Here is a 14,225-nt window from a genome sequence, read left to right as displayed (position 1 = left end):
GACCCCGACATCAGTGAAACCGAGTCGATCAGGCCGGACGCGCACCCTCGGTTGACCCCGGCGCGACCGGCCGCCGGCTCAGACCAGGCCGGCGTCGTGCACGAGCAGGGCCACCTGGACCCGGTTGTTCAGGTCGAGCCGGGTCAGCAGCCGGGAGACGTACGCCTTCACCGTCGCCACGCTCATGAACAGCTCTCCCGCGATCTCCGCGTTTGTCTGCCCCCGCCCCAGCGCGACCGCCACCTGCCGCTCCCGTTCACTGAGCCCGCCGAGCGCCCGCAGCGCCCGCTCCCGGCGCGGGTCGGGGCCGACCGGGCCGGGAGTGGCAGCGGTCACGTGGGCGATCAGGGTGCGGGTCACCGTCGGGGAGAGCGTCGCCTCACCGGCTGCCACCCGGCGCACGGCGTGCACGATGTCCGCCGGCGGGGTGTCCTTGAGCAGGAAACCGGCAGCCCCGGCGCGCAGTGCCCGCAGCACCTGCTCGTCGGCGTCGAAGGTGGTCAACACCAACACCTCCGGCGGGTGCGGCCGGGCGCGCAGCGCCTCGGTGGCGGTCAGCCCGTCCACCCGCGGCATCCGGATGTCCATCAGCACCACGTCCGGGGCGTACGCGGCGACCGCCGCCGGGACCTCGCTGCCGTCGGCCGCCTCGCCGACCACCGTCAGGTCCGGCAGGCCACCGAGGATCATGGAGAGGCCGGCCCGGACCAGGGCATCGTCGTCCACGATCAACACGCGCACCGACGGCACCGCCGACCCGGGGCCGGCGACACCGGCAGACCCCGGCACACCACCCGAAGGCCCGGGCACACCCACAGGCCCCGGCACACCGGAGGGCACTGTCACGCCGGCCACGGCAGCCAGGCGGCCAACCGGAAGTCGCCCGCGTCGTCCCGACCGTAGGCGAGCCGACCGCCAGCCAGCGTGACGCGCTCGCTGATGCCCACCAGCCCGGTGCCGGCGCCCGGCAGCGTGCCACCGGCCGGCGTACCGACCGGCCACCGGTTGCCGATCGCCACTGTCAAACCAGCGCCCGGCCCGCCGGCCACGTCCACGCGGACCGCCGCGCCGGCCGCGTGCTTACGGGCGTTGGTCAGCCCCTCCTGCACGATCCGGTACGCGGCCCGGCCCAGCGCCGCCGGCACCTCCCCCGACCGGTCCACGGTGTCGCTGACGTCGACCCGCATCCCGGCCGACCGGGACTCGGCGATCAGGGCCGGCAGGTCGGCGAGAGTGGGCTGCGGCGGCTCAGGGGCGTCACCGTCGGTGCTGTCCTCGGCCCGCAGCACCCCGATCACCTCCCGCAGATCCTGTAGGGCGGCGTGCGCGCTGCCCCGGATCACCCCGGCGGCGCGGGCCACCTCGTCGGCCGGCGCGTCCGGGCGGAACTCCAGCGCGCCCGCGTGCAGGCTGAGCAGCGAGATCCGGTGCGCCAGCACGTCGTGCATCTCCCGGGCGATCCGGGTGCGTTCGAGGTGGCGGGCCTGGGCGACCCGCAACTGCTGCTCGGACTCGGCGCGCTCGGCCCGGTCGCGCAGCGACACGATCAACTGGCGGCGGGCCCGGACGAACATCCCCCAGGCCAGCACGACGAGGCTGATCACCACACCCCACGCCGCGGTTTCCCAGTAGGCCATGCTCGGGTCCGGACGCAGCCAACTGAAGCCCATGTTGGTGATCAGGCCGGCACCGGTGACCGCGATCGCGACGGCGGTCCGTCGATGCACCACCACCGTGAAGTAGAAGATCAGCAGCGGGATGGCGGCGGCCATCGAGAACAGGGTCAGCGGTGTGGTCGCCACCACCAGCCCGAGCGGCCATCGGCGGCGCACCCAGAGCAGCCCGCAGCAGACCAGCCCGAGCAGCGCGTCCGCGCCGACCATCCAGTCGTGCGGGAGCGCGGTGGTCATCGACGGGTCGGGCGACAGGGCGTCGGCTGTGGCGAACAAAACCCAGAGCAGGCCGAGCAGGAACGCGAGGCTGTCCACGACCCAATCGCGGGTGGTGCGGCGCGGGTGTGCCCGGTCGCGTTCGCCCGGCACGACCAGCTCCCCTGGCAGCAGCCAGGGATGTTCCGGTACGGCGAGGCTGGTCACGCGCCCATGCTAGGCAGCCGAAGGGCACCACGACCAGCTACCAAAGTCGAGACCCGCCGGTCGACCAAGGTCGCTACGACATCGACCTGCGGCCGCAGCGGATGGCCGGGCGGCGCGAGCACGCTCAACCGCATGATCACGGTAGAGAACCTCACCAAGCGGTACGGGCCACACCCGGCCGTGGACGACGTCTCGTTCCAGTGCGAACCGGGCACCGTCACCGGCTTCCTCGGCCCCAACGGCGCCGGCAAGTCCACCACCATGCGCATGATCTGCGGCCTCACCGCACCGACCGCCGGCCGCGCCACCATCTCCGGGCACCCGTACCGGGAGCTGCCCAACCCGGGGCGGGAGGTCGGGGTGCTGCTGGACGCCTCCGCCCAGCACGCCGGGCGCACCGGCCGCGAGACGTTGACGCTGTCCGCGTACACCATGGGTCTGCACCGGCGTGAGGTCGCCGCGAAGCTCGACCTGGTCGGGTTGAACGCGGTGGCCGCGAAGCGTCGGGTACGCGCGTACTCGTTGGGCATGCGCCAGCGACTCGGGCTGGCGCAGGCGCTGCTCGGCGACCCCCGGGTGCTGATCCTCGACGAGCCGGCAAACGGCCTGGACCCGGAGGGGATCTTCTGGATGCGCGGCCTGCTGCGCGACTTCGCCGACCGGGGCGGCACGGTGCTGCTCTCCTCCCACCTGCTGCGCGAGGTGGAGGCGGTCGCGGACCGGCTGGTGGTGATCGGGGGTGGCCGGATCGTGGCCCAGGGCGACAAGAACGAGCTGCTGGCCGGTGGTGGCACAGTGGTCCGCGCCCGCGACGGCGCGGCGCTGCGCCGGGCGCTCGACGCGGCCGACCTGACCGCCGCCGACAGCTCGGAAGGGCTGCTCGTGCAGGCCGACGCCGAGGCGGTCGGCCAGGCCGCCGCCGATGCCGGCGTGGCGCTGGCCGAGCTGCGCCCCGCCAGTGGCGGTGGCCTCGAACAACTCTTCCTCACCCTGACCGCCGGCGAATCCACCAGGGAGGCCGTCCGATGACCACCACCACCGCACCCGCCACGGGCGCCGTCGCGCCCCGCCAGCACACACCGGTACGCCGACCGTCGCTGTTCCGCCTCACCGGTGTGGAGCTGCGCAAGCTCGTCGACACCCGGGCCGGTCGCTGGCTGCTGATCACCATCGGCCTGGCCACCGCGGCGATCGTCACCCTGCAACTGATCTACGCGAAGGAGGCCGACCAGACCTTCCTCAACTTCTTCGTCCCCTCGCTGCTGCCGGTGTCGGTGCTGCTGCCGGTGCTGGGCATCCTGTCGATCACCAGCGAGTGGTCGCAGCGGACCGCCCTCACCACGTACGCCCTGGTGCCCCGCCGCGAGCGGGTGGTGGCCGCGAAGCTGATCGCCGTGTCCCTCACCGCGCTCGCCTCGGTGCTGACCAGCCTCGCCGTCGCCGCCGTCGGGACGCTGGTGGCCTCCGCCACCGGCGGCGCGGGCACCTGGCAGCTCGACGGGTCGCTGCTGCTCAACGCGGCGATCCTCCAGGTGACGAGCGTGCTGATGGGCGCGGCCTTCGGTCTGCTGCTGCTCAATCCGCCGCTGGCCATCGTCGGCTACCTGCTGCTGCCCACCCTCTGGGGGGTGCTCGGCGAGATGGTCAAGCCCCTGCGCGGCCCGTCCGGCTGGCTGGACACCAGCAAGACCATGGAACCGCTGTTCAGCAGCGACGCCCTCACCGGCGAGCAGTGGGGGCGGATAGTGGTGTCGCTACTGGCGTGGATGGTCCTGCCGCTGGCGGCCGGTCTGTTCCGGACGCTGCGCCGCGAGGTGTCCTGACCATGGACGTCGCCGGCTACCGACCACGCACCGTGGTCAGCGGCGGCCCGCTGGAGCTGGCCGTCATGTGGGGTGGCTTCCCGTTGTTGGGCGCGGGTGCCGGATGGCTGCTCGCGGCGACGACCGGCTGGCTCGCCCGGCTGCCCTGGGTGCCGTTCGGCGACCTGGTCGAGTGGCTGGACCGGCTGCCCGAGCCCCAGGCCACCGCCGGCACCGTCGCGGTGGGCGTCCTGGCCGGCCTGGTCGTCGCCGGGATCGGCACCGCCGAACGGCTGATCGTCACCGTCGACGCGGCGCAGGTCCGGCTGCGCCGCTCCGACCAGGACCGGGCCGTCGCGCGGGTCGACACCCGGGCGGTCTTCCTCGCCGACAAGCACCTGGTGCTGCTCGACGGCGACGGCGCGGAACTGGCCCGGGAGTCGACGGACCTGCCGGCCGCCAAACTGGCGGAGGCGTTCCGCGCGCACGGCTGGAGCTGGGCGGACGACGATCCGCACCAGTCGGCGTACCGGCTGTGGGTGCCTGACCTGCCCGGTCTGCCCGCCGGCGCGGACGCGCTGCTGCGCGCCCGCGAACGGGCGATCGAGCGGGACCGCCGCGACGACGCCCGGGAGCTACGCCGGGAGCTGGCCCTGATCGGGGTGGTGCTGCGCGACGAGGACAAGCGACAGTACTGGCGGTTGACCGCGCGGGCGGTCGCCCCGGAGCCGGAGCAGGCGACTTCGGCCGAGCGGGAGCCGGACGGGCGGTAGCGTCTGTCCCAGGAGATCCTGGGAGCCGCGCGATGACCGAACAGCAGCCGTACCGGGTGGTGTCCCGACACCCCGGCTTCGAGCTGCGTCGGTACCCCGCCCACCTGGTGGCCGAGATGCAGATCCAGGCGTCGTTCACCCGGGCGCCGATCGAGGCGTTCCGGCCGCTGGCCGCGTACCTCGGTGGCGCCAACCGGGCCCGGCACCCGATCGGCTCCGCCGCGCCGGCGATGCCGGCGGCCGGCGGCTCGGAGAAGATCGCGATGACCGTTCCGGTGGTCCAGGTGGAGGGTGAGCGGCCGGGCGCGTACCTGATCCAGTTCGTGATGCCTGTCGTGTTCACCGCCGCCACCCTGCCCGAGCCCGTCGACCCGAGGGTGCGAACCCGCGAGGTGCCAGCGCAACTGGCGGCGGCGGTGCGGTTCTCCGGGCGGTGGACGGAGCAGGCGTTCAGCCAACGCGCCACCATGCTCGGCCGTTCGGTCACCGCAACCGGGCTGCAACCGACAGGCGCGATCCGGTACGCGCGCTTCGACCTGCCGTGGAAGCCGTGGTTCCTGCGCCGCAACGAGGTGGTGCTGCCGGTCGTCGAGTGAGCTACCGGCGGATGCCGGCGGTCGGCCAGGCCAGCAGCAGGGCCATCCCGAGCCCGGAGAGCAGCCCGCACAACGAGACAAGCAGATCGGAGTCGGCCGCGTGGATCGGGCTGTTGCCGGCCAGTGCGGTGAACGTCGCCCCGATCGGCAGCACGACCAGCATGGGGATCGCCGTGACCAGCAGGAAGGCCACCGGGCCCACAAGCGCGGCGAGGGCGGCCAGAGCGTGGTGCCGCCAGACCGGTCGACCGCCCGGCCAGTCCCAGGCCAACAGGGTCACCCCGGTGAGCAGCACCGCCCCGAGGGCCATCTCCGGCAGGAGTCGCGTCTCGGGCGGAACCGCACGGACCAGTGCCACGCCGAGCAGCGCCGCCACGGCGACCCCGGCGGCCAGCCCGACGCGGGCCCGGGGCCGCGCCGGGGCCGCCGCCAGCGCGGCAGCGACGGCCAGGACGACAAGCAGCGCCGCGGTGACCAGGGCACCCTGGTTCAACTCCGGCTCCCGGTCCGTCGGTGACTCGACGCCGGCCGCCACGATCGTCAGCACCCCGGCCACACAGGCCGCACCGGTGAGCGCCTTCCGCTCGGCGGCGTCCGGCGCGCCACGGCCCCAGGCTGACGGCCCGCCCCGCTCGGCGGCCTCCGGTGCGCTGCGGCCCGAGGCTGACGGCCGGCCCCGCTCGGCGGCTTCCGGCGCGCCGTGCTCCGGAAAGGAGCCGCGCTCCCGCCACAGCAGAACGGCGGCGAGCGCACCGAGCACGGCGCAACCGCCGACGGCGAGCAGCGCAGTCGCCTGGCCGCCGGTCGGGTCGACCCGGTCGATCGCCACGTCGGCGGCGACCCAGCAGCCACCGAGCAGCACGGCCGGTCGGCTCCAGCGCAACCGCCCCCGGCCGGCCAGCACCAGCCCGACCGCCACCGCCATGATCGCCATGAACCGCAGGTCGCGCGCCCAGTAGGCGTTGTTGCCCGGCAGCCTCTCCGACCACGGGCCGATCGGCTCGGTGAGCGGTTGCAGCACTGTCACGCCGAACGCCCAGAGCACCACGGCGGCGGCGGAGAGCAGCAGCCCGACCGGCCGCGCGGATCGCATCCGTGGACGGTAGCGGCACGCCCGCCTCCCCGGGGGGCGGGGACGCGGTCATCCGACGATGCCGAGCGGTGACCGCGCGGGGCGGTGCCGCAGCAACCGCCACGTCGGCAGCACGCTCGCCAGGGCCGCGAGCAGCAGGCACACCCCCACCACACCGGCGATCACCGACCACGGCACCACCAGGTCGACGGGGGCACCGACCTGCTCGGCGAGACCCGCGCGGATGCTGAGCAGACCGACGAAGGCAACAGTTCCACCGAGCAGCGCGCCGATCAGCACCACAAGCGCGGACTCGGCCGTGACCAACCAGAGGACCTGCCGCCGGGTCGCCCCGGCCAAGCGGATCAGCCGCAGGTCGGCGGCCCGTCCGGCGGCGGCCAGCAACACCGTGTTCGCCACCGCGATGGCCCCGTAGCCGGCCGACACACCGATCAGCAGCAGTGTGAAGAGCCAGACGAGGCGGTCCTCGGCAGCGTCCGCCTCGGCCGCCCAGGTGGCGACGTCGACGATCCGCGCGCCGACCGGAGGGTCGATCCGGTCCCGGACGTACACCGTGGACGTCAGCGCCGACGGGTCGTGCGTACGCACCACAGCCCGGGGCACGAGCAGGTCGCCGGGGAGCGAGTCGTCGGTGACCACGGCGACGACGCGCAGCGAGACCAGTTCCCCGTCGGCGAAGACCACCGGGTACGGATCGGACGGCCGCAGGTTCGCCGAGGCGGTCACCACCACCGTGTCGTCGCCGCGCAGGTCGTCGAGCGAGCCGGCGACGACTGTCAGCGCCCGGTTGGCGGCGGCGAAGCCGACCGGGTCCACACCGAGCGCGGTCAGTGGCCGGTCCGCCGGCACCGTTGCGGGGTCGGTGCGGAAGACAGTGGTCGGCAGGAGTGCGGTGCCACCGGTGGCGACAACCGCCTGGTCCGACAGACCCGGCGCCCGGTCGGGCACCACGATCCAGCCGGCGTTCACGTTGTCCGCCCGACCTGCCGCGTACGCGGCGGTGGTGGTCCGCACCATCCCGGACACCAGCACCGCGAAGGCGACAGTCAGCAGCACCGGGGCGGCCGTGGACGCGGTCCGCCGGGTCGCGGTCAGCGCTCCGCCCCGAACCAGCATCCCGATCGCGCCACCGGAGCCGCGCACCGGGGACCGCAGCAGTCGTACCACCGGACCGACCACCGCCGGGGAGAGCACCGTGGCACCGGCCACCAGGGCCATCACCGCGTACAGGGCGTACTGCGCCGCCACGCGGGCCTCGTCGGCGGTCGCCGTCCCGACGCTGAGGGCGACCCCGGCCGCGACGAGCAGCGCACCGGTGCCGACCCGCAGCCGACCGATCGGCCGTTGCTCCACCGCCGCCTCGCGCAGCGCTTCCAACGGTCGAACCCGCGCCGCCCGGCGCGACGCGGACCAGACCGCCAGCAGCGCGATGACCGGCCCGGCGACGAGCGAGAGCGCGACCGGCCACGGCGTGTACCGGACCTGGAAGGTCGATGGTTCGAAGCCGACATCGACGAGCAGCCGACCCAGGAGTGGGGCGAGCACCGCGCCCACCAGCAGACCGACAAGGCCCGCCGAAACGCCGACGACGAGCGCCTCGGCGTACACCATGCGGCGGACCTGGCGTCCGGTGGCGCCGACGGCACGGAGCAGACCCAGTTCACGGCGGCGCTGCGCGACGGTGAACGCGAAGGTGGAGGCCACCACGAACACCGTGACGAAACCGGCGAGAGCCGCCGTGCCGGTGAGCACCTGCATGCCGATCCAGCGGGTACGGGCGTCGTCGCGCGGCTCCAGCGCGCCACGCGCGTCGCCGGTCAGCACCTGTCCGTCCGGGCCGACGACACCGCGCGCCGCCGCGGCGACCCGCTCGGGGTCGGTCCCCGGCGCGAGCACCAGCCCGATGGCCCGGACGCCGGGCGCGAGCGCGGCGGCGACCTCGTCCGCGACCTGGACGCCGGGCGCGTCGACCAGACCGGTGACGGTGTACGACTCCGGGCCGGCCGCGGTGAGCAGTGTGACCGGCGCGCCGGTACGCAGCCCGAGGGCGCGGTCGACGACCACCTCGCCGGGCCGGCTGGGCGGTTCGCCGGCCGTCAGGCGCAGTCCGCCCAGTCGGGCGCTGGACCAGCCGTGCCCCTGGTGGGCGTCCTCCCGCCCGGTGTGGGCGGCCGAGGCTCGGCCGTCGACGAGCGGCTGTGCGTAGAAGGTCCGGTCCGGCACCGCCGCCGCGACACCGGGCAGGGCGGCCAGCCGGTCGACGAGTCCCGTCGTGGCGGTCGCGGACCAGGGGCGGGTCGGCAGGAACAGGTCGGCCGACGCGCCCGCCTCGGGGCTCTGCACCACTACCGCCGCCCGCGCGAGCCGGTCGGGCACCTGTGGGCGGCCGGAGGCGAGCAGCAGGGTGGCCGCCGCGACGAGCGCGACCCCGATGGCGACGGCCACGAACGCGCTGGCCGAGCGCCGGATGCTCAGCACGACGACTCCACGACGGTTTCCCGCTCGGCGATCCGGGCGGCGACGGCGGCGGCGGTGATCGGGGCGGTCAGCTCGTCGACGACGCGGCCGTCGGCCAGCAGCAGGACCCGGTCGGCGTACGCGGCGGCGGCCGGATCGTGGGTCACCATCACGACGGTCTGGTTGTGGTCGTCGACGAGCGCGCGGAGCAGCCGGAGCACCTGACGGGACGCCGCACTGTCCAGTGCCCCGGTCGGCTCGTCGGCGAAGACGACCGCGGGGCGGGTGATCAACGCGCGGGCCACGGCGACGCGCTGCTGTTCGCCGCCGGACAACTCACTCGGACGGTGCCCGGCCCGGTCGGCCAGGCCCACCGCGTCGAGCGCTGCGGTCACGTCCCGGACCGGTGGTCGGCGGCCGGCCAGGCGCAACGGCAACTCGACGTTCTGCGCGGCGGTCAGCGTGGACACCAGGTTGAACGCCTGGAACACGAACCCGATCCGGTCGCGCCGCAACCGGGTCAGCTCGTCCTCGCCGAGATCGTTCAGGCGGATGCCGTCGATCGTGACGACCCCCTCGGTCGGGCTGTCCAGCCCCGCCGCGCAGTGCAGCAGGGTGGACTTTCCCGAGCCCGAGGGGCCCATCACCGCAGTGAACGTGCCGCTCGCGAAGCTGGTGCTCACGCCGTCGAGCGCCGTCACCCGCCGGGTTCCGGTGCCGTACACCGCGCGCAGCCCCGTCAGGGTCACCGTGTGTGTGGTCATGACCGTCACGGTGCCGCTTGTGCGGGGTGTCGCGCGTCGTGCCGGAGCGGGCACTTTCCGGCCCACCCCCGGGTGGAGGTGGCGGGCCTAAAACACCGGCCCGTCCTCCTCGATGATGACCACCCACGGGTGGACGCGGCCGATCCGGCCGGCCGATACCGTCGGACAGGTGACCGCTCTCCTACTGACCCGGCGACTGCGGCCGAGGGACCTGTACCTCGTGGACGGCGTGCTCGCCCTGGCCGTCGGTGGGTTCCTCTGCCCGTACGCGGCGCTGGAGTCGCCGCTGCACGGTGGCGTACGCGAACCGCTCTGGGTGTCAGTGCTCGTCGGGCTCGCCCTCGGGCTCCCGTTGGCGGTCCGGCGACGGTGGCCGATCGCCGTCGCCGTGGTGATCAGCGGCGGCACCACCGCGGCGTTGGTCACCGGGGTGATTCCCAACTTCGCCGCCGCCGCGCCGGCGTTCGCCATCGGCCTGTCCTTCTACACGGTGGCCGTGTCGACGGCCACGCGCCGGTCGGTGCTGTGTGCGGCCGGTTGTCTCACGCTGGTGAGCGTCGGCCTGGTGCTGACCGCGGGTGACCTGTGGTCGCGGACCGGCGGTGTCGTCTACGCGGTCGTCATGATCGCGCCGGCCTGGTTGATCGGCTGGTTGCTTCGGGAGCGGCGCGCCCTCGCCGCCCGGCAGAGTGACCACCTGGTCCGTCAGGCCGCCACTGAGGAACGGCTGCGCGTGGCGCGCGAGCTGCACGACGTGGTCGCGCACACGCTGAGCCTCATCGTGGTGAAGGCGGCCGTCGCCAACCACGTCGCCGAGGCCGACCCTCGGGAGGCGGGGGCCGCCCTGCGGGTGATCGAGGAGACCGGCCGCAACGCGCTCACCGACGTCCGTCGGGTGCTCGGCGTCCTGCGCGAGGGCGCCCCGTACGCGCCGACGCCCGGCCTGGACGAGCTGCCCGCGCTCGCCCGGCAGGCGGCGATCGGCGGCGTCGACGTCCGGCTCGATGTTCGACGCGAGGAAGCGGACGGCGCGGTGCCCGAGTCGGTGGGCCTCGCGGTGTACCGGATCGTGCAGGAGGCGGTGACGAATGTGGTGAAGCACGCGGCACCGGCCGCCTGCCGGGCCCTGGTGACCGTCACCCCCGACGAGGTGCGGGTGGAGGTGACCGATGACGGCCGGCGTCCGGTCCTGATCGGCGGGGAGGGTCACGGGTTGACCGGCATGCGGGAACGGGTGGCGTTGCACGGCGGGGAGTTCCGGGCCGGGCCCCGCTCCGACGGCGGTTTCGCGGTGACGGCCAGCCTGCCCTACCGGGTGGCCGCGTGATCCGGGTGCTGATCGCCGACGACCAGGCGTTGCTGCGCGGCAGCTTCCGGCTGCTTGTCGATCTCGCCGGGGACTGCACCACTGTTGCCGAGGCGGGCACCGGCGTGCAGGCCGTCGCGTTGACCGGTCAGCATCGTCCGGACGTGGTGCTGATGGACGTGCGGATGCCGGAGATGGACGGCATCGAGGCGACCCGGCGGATCTGCGCCGACCCGGCGACGGCCGGCACCCGGGTCATCATCCTGACCACGTTCGACCTGGACGAGTACGTCTACGGCGCGTTGCGCGCCGGGGCCAGCGGGTTCCTGTTGAAGGACACCCCGCCGGCGGACCTGCTGGCCGGGATCCGGGTGGTCGCCGCCGGTGAGGGGCTGCTCGCGCCGACGGTGACCCGCCGGCTGATCGACGAGTTCGCCCGGCGGGCGGAGCCGAGCCGGCCGTTGCCGCGCCAGTTGGACGGGGTGACCGAGCGGGAACGGGAGGTGCTCACGCTCATCGCCCGTGGTCTGTCCAACGCGGAGTTGGCCGCGCGGCTCAACCTCAGCCCGGCGACGGTCAAGACACACGTCGGGCGGTTGTTGACCAAGCTGGCGGTGCGGGACCGGGCGCAACTGGTGATCGTCGCCTACGAAACGGGTCTGGTGGGGCCGGGCGGCCTACGCTGAGCCGGTCGACCCGCACCCGAGGAGGAGTCATGACCCGGTACGTCGCCCTGCTGCGCGGGGTCAACGTCGGCACCACCCGGCTGGCGATGGCCGATCTGCGCCGGATCGTCACCGACCTCGGGCACGAGGACGTCAAGACGTACCTGCAGAGCGGCAACGTGGCCTTCGGCAGCACCGTGCGCGACGCGGGGAAGCTGGCCGCCGGGATCGAACGGGCGCTCGCCGACGAGCTGGCGTTGACCGTGCCGGTGCTGGTGCGCAGCGGCCGGGAGTTGGCAGCGGTGGCCGGCGGCAACCCGTACGCCGACCGGGAGGACGACCCGACGCGGCTGCTGGTGGCCTTCCTGGCGACCGCTCCGACGAAGTCCACAGTGGACGCGCTGGCGGTGCCGGGTGGGGAGAACGTGTCGTTCACGGTGACCGGCCGGGAGGTCTTCCTGCACTTCGTCGACGGCGGGTACGGGCGGTCGAAGTTCACGAACGCGTACCTGGAGAAGAAGCTCGGTGTGGTGGCCACGACCCGCAACTGGAAGTCGGTACGCGCCCTGGCGGAGCTGGCCGCCGGCTGACCGGGCGGGCGCGGGCGCCCGCCCGGTACCGGTCAGAAGTGGTACGCGGTCTCGTACTCGGGCACCAGCACCCGGCTGCGCGGCGAGATCCGGCGGATCGCCGCGATCATCTCGTTCAGCCGGGTGCGGTCGGTCGGTGCGACGACAGGCGGGTTCTGCAACGGGGTCTCGAAGTTGTCGTAGTGCACCGGCACGATGACCTTCGGGTAGTCCAGGCCGGCCAGCAGCCGGGGCAGGTAGTCGCCGGTGGTGGTGGCGCTCTGCATGGCCACCATCGCCACGTCGGGCGCCAGCCCGGTGAGGTTGCGCTCGGCGACGTCACTGGCCCCGGTGAAGTAGACCGACGGGCCGCCGTCGACCCGCAGCAGGTAGCCCAGGGTGTCGCCCTCCGGCAGGTCGCCGACGGTCGCCGGCAGCGGCGGCTGGGTCACCCGCACCCCCGGGAAGGCCACCGCGTACGACGCGTTGCGGCTGTGCAACGAGCTGACCACCTCGATGCTGTGGTCGCCGAAGTCGAGCACCTCGCCACCCTTGACGGCGCTGAGCTGCGCCGCCGGCACCCCGTAGGCCAGCCCGAGGTGGTACGCGGTGAGCGTGCCGAACACCCGCGCGCCGGTGCGCTTGGCGATGTACGGCACGTCCATGAAGTGGTCCCAGTGCGTGTGCGTGACAAGCACCGTCATGGCCCTGTCGACGCGCGGGTCGATCACGTCGGCGCGCACTGTCAACGGGGTGGCCGTGTTGAAGGCGCCGGCGAACAGGCCGGTGTCGATGCGGCTGAGGAAGGGGTCGACAAGCACCGTCCGGTCGGAGATGTCGATGCGCCAGCCGGCGGTACCCCACCAGCGGAAGCTGACCGCGCCGCTGCGGCGGCTGGTCGGCGCTGGGGCGGCGGCCGCCGGTGCGGCCTGGGCCGGGGCGGCGGAGGTGGCGGCGAGGCCGCCCGCGGAGACGAGGGCGGTGGTGGCGGCGGCGTCGCGCAGGAAGCGGCGGCGGTCGAGGTTGGGCATACGGATCTACTCCCCGTGCTCGGGTGATCGGTCGACCCGAGCCAACCAGCGCCACCCGACCCGGGTCCAAGATCAGCGGCGGTCGGCTCCGATACGCCGCCGCATATCGGACCTGCTCAGTGGCGGTGCGCCGACGCGTGGACGGGTGTGAAATCAATTGCCGCGGAGCGCCTCGACAGCCGTCCGGGCGGCCTCTCCCATCGCCAGGTCCACGTCGATGCGGCGCGGGGCCAGCCGGTCGGCGCGGGCGAAGACGGCGATGGCGTACCGGCCGCCGTCGGGGTATTCGGCGACGCCGGCCTCCAGGTGCAACCCGGGCAGGGTGCCGGTCTTTCCGAAGACCCGGACGCCGGGCGGGAACCCGGCGGCCAGCCGGGTCCAGAAGAGCTGCCGGGCCATCCAGGTGCGGACCATCGCGCACGCTTCGGGCGGCCCGGCCTCGTCCCGCCAGATCAGGGTGAGCAGCCGGGTGATCTCCCGGGCCGTGCTGGACGTGGTGCGCGCGGGGTCGAAGACCCGCATGGCCCAGACCCTCTCCGCCGGCAGGGTGGGGAAGATCCTGGCGAACTCCGCGTCGGTGCGCGCGCCAACGTCGGCGAGCATCGCCTCGACGAGGTCCCGGGGGCCGCCGAGGACGCGGGTACGGGTCAACCCCAGCTCGGCGGCGAGCATCGGCAGCAGGTCCGGGCCGACCCGGCGCAGCAGCAGGTCGGCGGCGGTGTTGTCGCTTACCGACATGGCGAAGTAGGCCAGGTCGCGCAGCGACACCTCGGCGTCGTCGGTGCAGCCGGCAAGGCCCCACCCGCCGAGCCGGTCGGCGGCGGTGACCAGGACCCGCTCGGTCGGGTCCAGTTGGCCGGCGACGACCTGCCGGGCGAACTCCAACACCAGCAGGATCTTGAAGATCGAGGCGATCACCACCTGCTCGTCGGTCCGCACCCCGACCTCCCGGCCACCACCGGTCGGGCCGTCGGCGGCCAGGTCCACGGCGTCCAGGTCGACGGCGTGCATGCTGGCCGTCACCCCGGCGGCGGCGAAGATGGCCTCGATACGTTCCTGCACGTCCACGTGGG

The 14,225-nt window shown here is 74.0% G+C and carries 14 protein-coding genes; 7 read left to right on the top strand and 7 right to left on the bottom strand.

Annotated elements, in window-relative coordinates; all coding sequences use genetic code 11:
- Nucleotides 1–78: 78 nt before the first annotated feature.
- Both AB0F61_RS02775 and AB0F61_RS02770 read right to left on the bottom strand, forming a co-directional pair.
- The gene (locus tag AB0F61_RS02775; RefSeq protein ID WP_357802745.1) at nucleotides 79–864 is read right to left on the bottom strand and encodes a response regulator transcription factor; all 786 of its coding nucleotides are present in this window, start codon (nucleotides 862–864) and stop codon (nucleotides 79–81) included.
- Nucleotides 843–2,096, bottom strand: a complete 1,254-nt coding sequence (locus tag AB0F61_RS02770; protein ID WP_357802636.1) for a histidine kinase — start codon at nucleotides 2,094–2,096, stop codon at nucleotides 843–845. Before AB0F61_RS02770 ends, AB0F61_RS02775 begins: the two co-directional genes overlap by 22 nt.
- A 132-nt stretch (nucleotides 2,097–2,228) precedes the next feature.
- Between AB0F61_RS02770 and AB0F61_RS02765 the strand changes: the two genes are divergently transcribed.
- Genes AB0F61_RS02765 through AB0F61_RS02750 form a run of 4 tightly spaced genes read left to right on the top strand, consistent with a single transcriptional unit; the run spans nucleotide 2,229 to nucleotide 5,267 of the window.
- A complete protein-coding gene (locus AB0F61_RS02765) occupies nucleotides 2,229–3,125 on the top strand; it encodes an ATP-binding cassette domain-containing protein (RefSeq protein WP_357802635.1) in 897 nt (298 codons plus the stop codon).
- A complete protein-coding gene (locus AB0F61_RS02760; RefSeq protein WP_357802633.1) occupies nucleotides 3,122–3,919 on the top strand; it encodes an ABC transporter permease in 798 nt (265 codons plus the stop codon). Before AB0F61_RS02765 ends, AB0F61_RS02760 begins: the two co-directional genes overlap by 4 nt.
- A gap of 2 nt (nucleotides 3,920–3,921) precedes the next feature.
- Nucleotides 3,922–4,671: a hypothetical protein gene (locus AB0F61_RS02755; protein ID WP_357802632.1), complete on the top strand. Its 750-nt coding sequence runs from the start codon at nucleotides 3,922–3,924 to the stop codon at nucleotides 4,669–4,671.
- Nucleotides 4,672–4,703: 32 nt separating this feature from the next.
- A complete protein-coding gene (locus AB0F61_RS02750) occupies nucleotides 4,704–5,267 on the top strand; it encodes a heme-binding protein (RefSeq protein ID WP_357802630.1) in 564 nt (187 codons plus the stop codon).
- A gap of 1 nt (nucleotide 5,268) precedes the next feature.
- Here AB0F61_RS02750 and AB0F61_RS02745 read toward each other — a convergent pair whose 3' ends face one another.
- From AB0F61_RS02745 to AB0F61_RS02735, 3 genes are read right to left on the bottom strand one after another with little or no spacing between them, the layout of a single operon-like run.
- Complete coding sequence (locus AB0F61_RS02745) at nucleotides 5,269–6,360, bottom strand: hypothetical protein (RefSeq protein ID WP_357802628.1); 1,092 nt, start codon at nucleotides 6,358–6,360, stop codon at nucleotides 5,269–5,271.
- Nucleotides 6,361–6,408: 48 nt separating this feature from the next.
- Nucleotides 6,409–8,838, bottom strand: a complete 2,430-nt coding sequence (locus AB0F61_RS02740) for an ABC transporter permease (RefSeq protein ID WP_357802626.1) — start codon at nucleotides 8,836–8,838, stop codon at nucleotides 6,409–6,411.
- Nucleotides 8,832–9,581: an ABC transporter ATP-binding protein gene (locus AB0F61_RS02735; RefSeq protein WP_357802624.1), complete on the bottom strand. Its 750-nt coding sequence runs from the start codon at nucleotides 9,579–9,581 to the stop codon at nucleotides 8,832–8,834. Before AB0F61_RS02735 ends, AB0F61_RS02740 begins: the two co-directional genes overlap by 7 nt.
- Nucleotides 9,582–9,750: 169 nt before the next feature.
- On the opposite strand from AB0F61_RS02735, the gene AB0F61_RS02730 reads away from it, so the two are divergent.
- Genes AB0F61_RS02730 through AB0F61_RS02720 form a run of 3 tightly spaced genes read left to right on the top strand, consistent with a single transcriptional unit; the run spans nucleotide 9,751 to nucleotide 12,142 of the window.
- Nucleotides 9,751–10,908 carry a sensor histidine kinase gene (locus tag AB0F61_RS02730; RefSeq protein WP_357802621.1) on the top strand — a complete coding sequence of 386 codons (1,158 nt, stop codon included), beginning with the start codon at nucleotides 9,751–9,753 and terminating at the stop codon, nucleotides 10,906–10,908.
- On the top strand, nucleotides 10,905–11,573 hold the full coding sequence (locus AB0F61_RS02725) for a response regulator transcription factor (RefSeq protein WP_357802619.1): 669 nt from the start codon (nucleotides 10,905–10,907) through the stop codon (nucleotides 11,571–11,573). The genes AB0F61_RS02730 and AB0F61_RS02725 overlap by 4 nt, the downstream gene beginning before the upstream one ends.
- A gap of 29 nt (nucleotides 11,574–11,602) precedes the next feature.
- On the top strand, nucleotides 11,603–12,142 hold the full coding sequence (locus AB0F61_RS02720) for a DUF1697 domain-containing protein (protein ID WP_357802617.1): 540 nt from the start codon (nucleotides 11,603–11,605) through the stop codon (nucleotides 12,140–12,142).
- Between the two features lie 32 nt (nucleotides 12,143–12,174).
- Here the strand turns inward: AB0F61_RS02720 and AB0F61_RS02715 are convergent, their stop codons facing one another.
- Together AB0F61_RS02715 and AB0F61_RS02710 are read right to left on the bottom strand one after the other, a co-directional pair.
- On the bottom strand, nucleotides 12,175–13,152 hold the full coding sequence (locus AB0F61_RS02715; RefSeq protein ID WP_357802615.1) for an MBL fold metallo-hydrolase: 978 nt from the start codon (nucleotides 13,150–13,152) through the stop codon (nucleotides 12,175–12,177).
- 153 nt (nucleotides 13,153–13,305) lie between these two features.
- Nucleotides 13,306–14,220: a serine hydrolase gene (locus tag AB0F61_RS02710; protein ID WP_357802613.1), complete on the bottom strand. Its 915-nt coding sequence runs from the start codon at nucleotides 14,218–14,220 to the stop codon at nucleotides 13,306–13,308.
- Nucleotides 14,221–14,225: the final 5 nt, after the last annotated feature.

The organism is Micromonospora sp. NPDC023888, from assembly GCF_040639415.1.
Classification (GTDB): Bacteria; Actinomycetota; Actinomycetes; order Mycobacteriales; family Micromonosporaceae; genus Micromonospora.
Note: the sequence above shows the minus strand (reverse complement) of the source record. Positions and strands in the feature narration are given on the sequence as shown.

Coding starts and splice junctions, on each gene's coding strand:
- AB0F61_RS02765 (WP_357802635.1), top strand. CDS start 2,229: ATGATCACGGTAGAGAACCTCACCAAGCGGTACGGGCCACACCCGGCC.
- AB0F61_RS02715 (WP_357802615.1), bottom strand. CDS start 13,152: ATGCCCAACCTCGACCGCCGCCGCTTCCTGCGCGACGCCGCCGCCACC.
- AB0F61_RS02750 (WP_357802630.1), top strand. CDS start 4,704: ATGACCGAACAGCAGCCGTACCGGGTGGTGTCCCGACACCCCGGCTTC.
- AB0F61_RS02755 (WP_357802632.1), top strand. CDS start 3,922: ATGGACGTCGCCGGCTACCGACCACGCACCGTGGTCAGCGGCGGCCCG.
- AB0F61_RS02735 (WP_357802624.1), bottom strand. CDS start 9,581: ATGACCACACACACGGTGACCCTGACGGGGCTGCGCGCGGTGTACGGC.
- AB0F61_RS02720 (WP_357802617.1), top strand. CDS start 11,603: ATGACCCGGTACGTCGCCCTGCTGCGCGGGGTCAACGTCGGCACCACC.
- AB0F61_RS02745 (WP_357802628.1), bottom strand. CDS start 6,360: ATGCGATCCGCGCGGCCGGTCGGGCTGCTGCTCTCCGCCGCCGCCGTG.
- AB0F61_RS02760 (WP_357802633.1), top strand. CDS start 3,122: ATGACCACCACCACCGCACCCGCCACGGGCGCCGTCGCGCCCCGCCAG.